This window comes from Paraburkholderia atlantica (assembly GCF_009362785.1).
In the GTDB taxonomy this organism is placed as follows: Bacteria; Pseudomonadota; Gammaproteobacteria; order Burkholderiales; family Burkholderiaceae; genus Paraburkholderia; species Paraburkholderia atlantica.
Window position 1 is genome coordinate 1 of the sequence record NZ_WHNQ01000118.1, and the last position, 4,967, is coordinate 4,967.

Genomic DNA, 4,967 nt, shown 5'->3' on the forward strand with positions numbered 1-4,967 from the left:
CGCGATCTCGTCGAGATGATGGCTGAGCGAGGGTTGTCGCTGGCTCCCACGACGATTCTGCGTTGGGTGCGCCGCTATACGCCCGAGTTCGTCAAGGGCTGGAACCATTTTGCCACGTCTGCGGGACGGTCGTGGAGGGTTGACGAGACGTACCTGAAGATCCGGGGCAAATGGGTTTATCTATATCGGGCGGTGGATCGGGACGGCCAGACGGTAGACTTCATGCTCAGGGCAAAGCGCGATGTGGCCGCGGCAAAAGCCTTTTTCGGCAAGGCGGTCAAACATCAAGGCCGGCCACTGGAGACGGTCACCCTCGATGGGTATGCCGCGTCGCACCGGGCCGTGCGTGAGATGAAAATTGACGGCCTGCTTCCCGAGGACACGAAGGTGCGCTCTTCGAAGTATCTCAACAATCTGATCGAACAGGACCATCGTCACATCAAGTCAAGAACGAACGTGATGCCTGGATTCAAACGGTTCAGAAGTGCCGCGATCACGATTTCAGGCATCGAGTTGATGTATCGCATTCGCAAGGCGCAGTTCGACCTCTGCGCGCTCAGGCTCAGCGATACCACCGCGCCCGCGGTTTGGAACGCCGTCCTGTTCAATCGATAAGGTATCCAAATCTATAAAGATTATTTCGACCGCACTACCTATTTGCACCGGAGCCACTAGGGAAACGGTGGGAAAGATTCCAACGGTCTCTGGGAAGAATGGAACCGACCGTACATCGGGGCCCGGTCGATGAAAAATTGTGGCGCAGATTGAAAGAGAAGGCAATGTCAAGCTGATGGGCTTTATCCGGATGGGTACGAGTTCCCGTGCTATGGACGCGACTATGCATTTTTGACGCAAACCGGTTTGCCGAAGGCGTTCCACCGGTTCAGCAGGTTGGCGATGATTACGCCTTCGCCTTCGCCTTCGCCTTCGCCTTCGCCTTCCCGCGCCGCAAGCTCCTGCGCGGGCACTGTCACGTTGGCGAGGTAGTCACGTAAGATGTCACGATGAAGAAAAGAAAATCGCTTTATCACGGCCACCGGTTCCCGGCGGCAATCATTAGTCTCGCGGTTCGGTGGTATTTCCGGTTCCAGCTTAGCCTGCGTGATATTGAAGAACTGCTGTTCGAGCGCGGTGTCGTTGTCCGTTACGAGACGATCCGCCGCTGGTGCGACAAATTCGGCGCGGGCTTCGCACATCGCGTCAAAGCTGCTCGCCGCAAGCCTGGGCGCACATGGAATCTGGACGAAGTCTTCGTTACGTTGCGCGGTGAGCCTTATCTGCTCTGGCGGGCAGTCGACCAGCACCACGCCGGACTCGACATCCTGCTGCAGAAACATCGCGATAAGCCCGCAGCAAAGCGCTTCTTCAACCGCGTGCTGGCCGCCTGTGTCGACGCGCCACGAAGGATTGTCACCGATCAGCTTCGCAGCTACCCGGCAGCCAAGGCCGACATCCCCGAACTGGCAAACATCAAACACGTCTTCGTCAAGGCTGCGGCCCGGGTGAACAACCGGGCAGAGAACAGTCATCAGCCTACGCGTGAACGTGAGCGGCGCATGCGCGGATTTCGTGCCCCGAAGCGCACGCAGGCTTTTCTCTCCAGCTTCGGCCTGATCCGGCAGCACTTCGCGCTCAAGCGACACCTGCTACGGGCTTCACGCTATCGCAAACAACTCGCATCCCGATTCGCTGCGTGGCGCGAATTCACCGACATCGCTCAAAATCCGTCGACTGTCTCCTGAGCGATTGACTCTTCGCAGTAGTCCGTGCCACTGCCGACAAGTTGACAATGCCCCGATCTGGCCTTCGACCCTGAGAAAGGCAAGCCGGACGAGCGTCCTGCGGCTATTTTTCTCTTCGACGACGTGCTCACGCGTGGCGCCCACTTCGCTGCAGCAGCCCGAAAACTTCGCGAAGTATTCGGCGACGTGCCGGTGATTGGCTGCTTCATCGCGCGCACCGTCAAGACTCAAATTCGTGGGAATCGCTTGCCTGTATTGACTTCCGGTCATCCGTTACATCCGCAAATCCGGACTTTCACCGATCTGACCATGCGGACCTTTAAAAGTCAGTCCCCATGCGGCATGCAGACAAATTTACGCACTTCAGAAAACCCGCAACCAGTTGAGAGGGCGACTTTCCGGCATTGGCAATGGATTGCCCGTTTCAACCCCTTGCCCCGCGCCTAGCGGCAGCGGCCCACCGGCCGGCTGCTTTCGACGCTTCGCATTCGTCGGCCCGGCTTCGGAATGCGCGCAGCCGGTGAGAGGCTTCGGTGCAAGCATTGTCCACGTGGCGCGCCACGGCCACACGCCGCCGTCGCGCACGCGACGGGACGCCTGTCTTGAATCCTTCGTCACCCTCATCGATTCATCGCGTTCGAAGAAGCTGCCATCGTGACCCCGTTCCCTGCTCCGTCTCGCGGCTGTCGCTGATGTCGATCCGCATCCAGCCCCGCTACTTGCGCCCCGCGAGCTCGCCGGGCACTGACACGCCGGCGGCGGCGGCATCGCCGGTCGCTCCCCGGCCAGCCGACGCTCGCCTGCAGGCGTTGCCCTCGCGCACGAGCCTAGCCTCGAAGGGCCTCGCGCCGCGCGGGCGCGCGCCGGGAGCCGGGCTCGGCACCCCGGCCCCGCTGGCGGCGATCGACGAAGCCCCCGAGCACGCGCCGGCGCCGGCCAAGGAGCCGGAGCCCCGCATGACGCCGGAAGGGCTGGCCGGCACGGTGCCCCGCCGTTCCCGTGATCGACTTCTGCCCGAGGAGCTGCCACATGCGGGCTACCTCCTGGCGCGCGCTGCCGTGGGGCGCAAGATCACGGGCGACGAGCGGAAACGACTGCGTCGCGCCGACATGAGCGTGCGCGAAACCCGGGCCCTGATGCCGGCCGGCCGAGGCAACGTGCGCGAGGACATCCGCGACAGCCTCGCAGAGGCGACCCGGCGATCCATGGGCGGACGCTCGCTCGCGGAGGATCCCGAAGTCGAGAGCGACGCGCTCTCGCGCCCTATTTGGGCGGGGGCTGGCCACTGCGGCGAGCACGGCAACCTCGCGGCCGCGGCGCACGCGGCGCGCCTACGCCCCGGCGAGCAGTCCCAGGCTATCTCGGGTGTCGGCATCGACCACGCGTGGGCGGAGACGACGCCAGCGGACCCCGAGGGGAAAGCGGACGAGAAGGAGCGCACCATCGTGATGGACGCCTGGGCGGACGGCCCGGCAGTGTTCGCATCCGACAGCCGGTACAAGTCACACCAGGGCGGTGGCACCGTGAAGAATCGCCATGGCCCCGAACACGCGGGCCTGCTCCAGAAGGCCAAGGAGCTGGCCGCCGGCATCGCCGGCCAGTGCGATCCGCGGGAAATGCCTTCCGTGGCCTTGCACGAGAAATCGCTGTGGGACGCCGTGTCGGGCGTCGACGAAGCCTTCGCCGGCCGCGTCGAGAGGGCCATGGACAAGGAGGTTTCGTTCAGGCGCGCCGCCGCGAAGGGATACAAGGGCCTGAAAACGAAGGCCCGCGACGCGCTCGCCTCGATGAACCCGTTCGGCGGGCACCGGAAGAGCGCCGGTCCGGCGGCCGGCCTGCGCCGGGCACCCGACCAGCCGGTCGTGCCCGCGCGATGGGTGAAGAGCGGCCAGGGCTGGGTCGAGCAAGCGCCGCTGGGCGAGCTGCTGGCGCGCGAGAGACGGCAGGAAGCGCAGGCGGACCGTGAGCACGCGCCGGCCACCAGGCGGGACCAGCCGTCGAAGACGGAAGTGGCGCAGGCCGAGGAACGCGCCGGCAGCCTGCCCGCGACGGTGCGAAACGAGATCATGGGTGCCGTGGTGGCGCGGGAGCTGGCCAAGAAGATGCCACTCGCCGAGGCGGCGCGCAAGGCGCCGGAGGTCGTGGCGGCGGCCCGCGGCCTGCTCGATCCGACGCCGCGAGTCGCGGACTGGGTGCTGCCCGCGTCACTGGCCGACGCCGCCCTGCAGCCGCAAGACGCATCGGCCGCCACGAAGCAGCCACCACCCGCCGCATCGCGCGCGGACTGAGCGTCTCAGGCCTTCGCGCGCAGCAGCGTCAGTATGAAGCGCACCTCGCCGGCCGCGCTCTTGGCCGCGTCGTGCCGCCCATCTTGGCCATGTAGGTCTTGGCGACGAACAGGCCCTGTCCGCGCTTGGGGGGGGCGGCGTCGCTTTCGATCTCGTCGCCGCCCGAGATGCCGCACTCGAATATCTTGTCGATCAGCCCGCCGGCGATGGCCTCGCCTTCCTTGTGCAGCTCGACGCGCGCGTTCGTCTCGTCGGCGCACAGCCCGATGATGATGGGCATGTCGGGCGCGCGGTGGCGGTCGGCGTTCTGCAGCACGTCGGCGTGAAGCCGTTGAACGCGTGTCCTTGTTGCGGCCATCCGCAAAATTCAATGCCTCAGAACGGATGACCGGTGTACTGGGCGAAGTGCTCCTGCCCTTGCCTGATGCTCTGCACCAGTTCGCGGATGGAGAAGCCATCGAACTCGTTGGGGTTGGCCATCAGCGCGGGCGACATGCCCGCATTCAGCATCAACCTGTTCAGCAGCAGGAAGCCGATCGTCCGAGCGTTTCCGTCGTTGAAGAGGTGGGCCTGCTCCAGCGTTCGACAGGTCTGGGCAATGCGGCGCAACTTGCCGTCGTCGGTCTTCTCGCTGCGCATGGGCTTTGTCCGGATGGGTACGAGTTCCCGTGCCATGGACGCGACTATGCATTTTTGACGCAAACCGGTTTGCCGAAGGCATCCCACCGGTTCAGCAGGTTGGCGATGATGATGCCTTCGCCTTCCTGCGACGCAAGCTCCTGCGTCAGCAGGCGCTCGCCGATGCAGCGCTTGATGCGCGAGATCTGTGCCTCGACCAGCGAGCGCACACCGTAGCCGTATTTCTTGTGAAATGCATAGATGCCTTTGTCCTCGATGTATCTGACGATCTGGTCATGCCGGCGGGTTCGCTGCTCGC

Annotated in this window: 7 protein-coding genes; 3 read left to right on the forward strand and 4 right to left on the reverse strand. The window is 64.4% G+C overall.

Features of this window, described 5'->3' with window-relative positions:
* The coding region (locus GCT19_RS40830) for an IS6 family transposase (RefSeq protein WP_152855003.1) at positions 1–615 on the forward strand (615 nt) is incomplete at its 5' end.
* Between the two features lie 221 nt (positions 616–836).
* On the opposite strand, the gene GCT19_RS43135 is transcribed toward GCT19_RS40830, so the two are convergent.
* The gene (locus GCT19_RS43135) at positions 837–1,031 is read right to left on the reverse strand and encodes a hypothetical protein (protein ID WP_193727527.1); all 195 of its coding nucleotides are present in this window, start codon (positions 1,029–1,031) and stop codon (positions 837–839) included.
* On the opposite strand from GCT19_RS43135, the gene GCT19_RS40840 reads away from it, so the two are divergent.
* Positions 1,005–1,742 (forward strand): IS6 family transposase, encoded by a 738-nt coding sequence (locus tag GCT19_RS40840; protein WP_152855004.1) that lies wholly within the window; start codon positions 1,005–1,007, stop codon positions 1,740–1,742. The two genes, GCT19_RS43135 and GCT19_RS40840, sit on opposite strands and share 27 nt — an antisense overlap.
* A 692-nt stretch (positions 1,743–2,434) precedes the next feature.
* The gene (locus tag GCT19_RS40845; RefSeq protein WP_152855005.1) at positions 2,435–4,030 is read left to right on the forward strand and encodes a hypothetical protein; all 1,596 of its coding nucleotides are present in this window, start codon (positions 2,435–2,437) and stop codon (positions 4,028–4,030) included.
* Between the two features lie 28 nt (positions 4,031–4,058).
* On the opposite strand, the gene GCT19_RS40850 is transcribed toward GCT19_RS40845, so the two are convergent.
* From GCT19_RS40850 to GCT19_RS44745, 3 genes are all read right to left on the reverse strand, one after another.
* Positions 4,059–4,388: an ATP-binding protein gene (locus tag GCT19_RS40850; RefSeq protein WP_152855006.1), complete on the reverse strand. Its 330-nt coding sequence runs from the start codon at positions 4,386–4,388 to the stop codon at positions 4,059–4,061.
* 17 nt (positions 4,389–4,405) lie between these two features.
* The gene (locus tag GCT19_RS44740; RefSeq protein ID WP_152855007.1) at positions 4,406–4,669 is read right to left on the reverse strand and encodes a hypothetical protein; all 264 of its coding nucleotides are present in this window, start codon (positions 4,667–4,669) and stop codon (positions 4,406–4,408) included.
* A 44-nt stretch (positions 4,670–4,713) separates the two neighbouring features.
* A partial coding sequence (locus GCT19_RS44745) for a hypothetical protein (protein ID WP_227749511.1) occupies positions 4,714–4,967 on the reverse strand: 254 nt, incomplete at its 5' end.

Excerpts from the sequence above, each read along its gene's own strand:
- GCT19_RS40840 (WP_152855004.1), top strand. The coding sequence starts at position 1,005 with ATGAAGAAAAGAAAATCGCTTTATCACGGCCACCGGTTCCCGGCGGCA.
- GCT19_RS40845 (WP_152855005.1), top strand. The coding sequence starts at position 2,435 with ATGTCGATCCGCATCCAGCCCCGCTACTTGCGCCCCGCGAGCTCGCCG.
- GCT19_RS40850 (WP_152855006.1), bottom strand. The coding sequence starts at position 4,388 with ATGGCCGCAACAAGGACACGCGTTCAACGGCTTCACGCCGACGTGCTG.
- GCT19_RS44740 (WP_152855007.1), bottom strand. The coding sequence starts at position 4,669 with ATGCGCAGCGAGAAGACCGACGACGGCAAGTTGCGCCGCATTGCCCAG.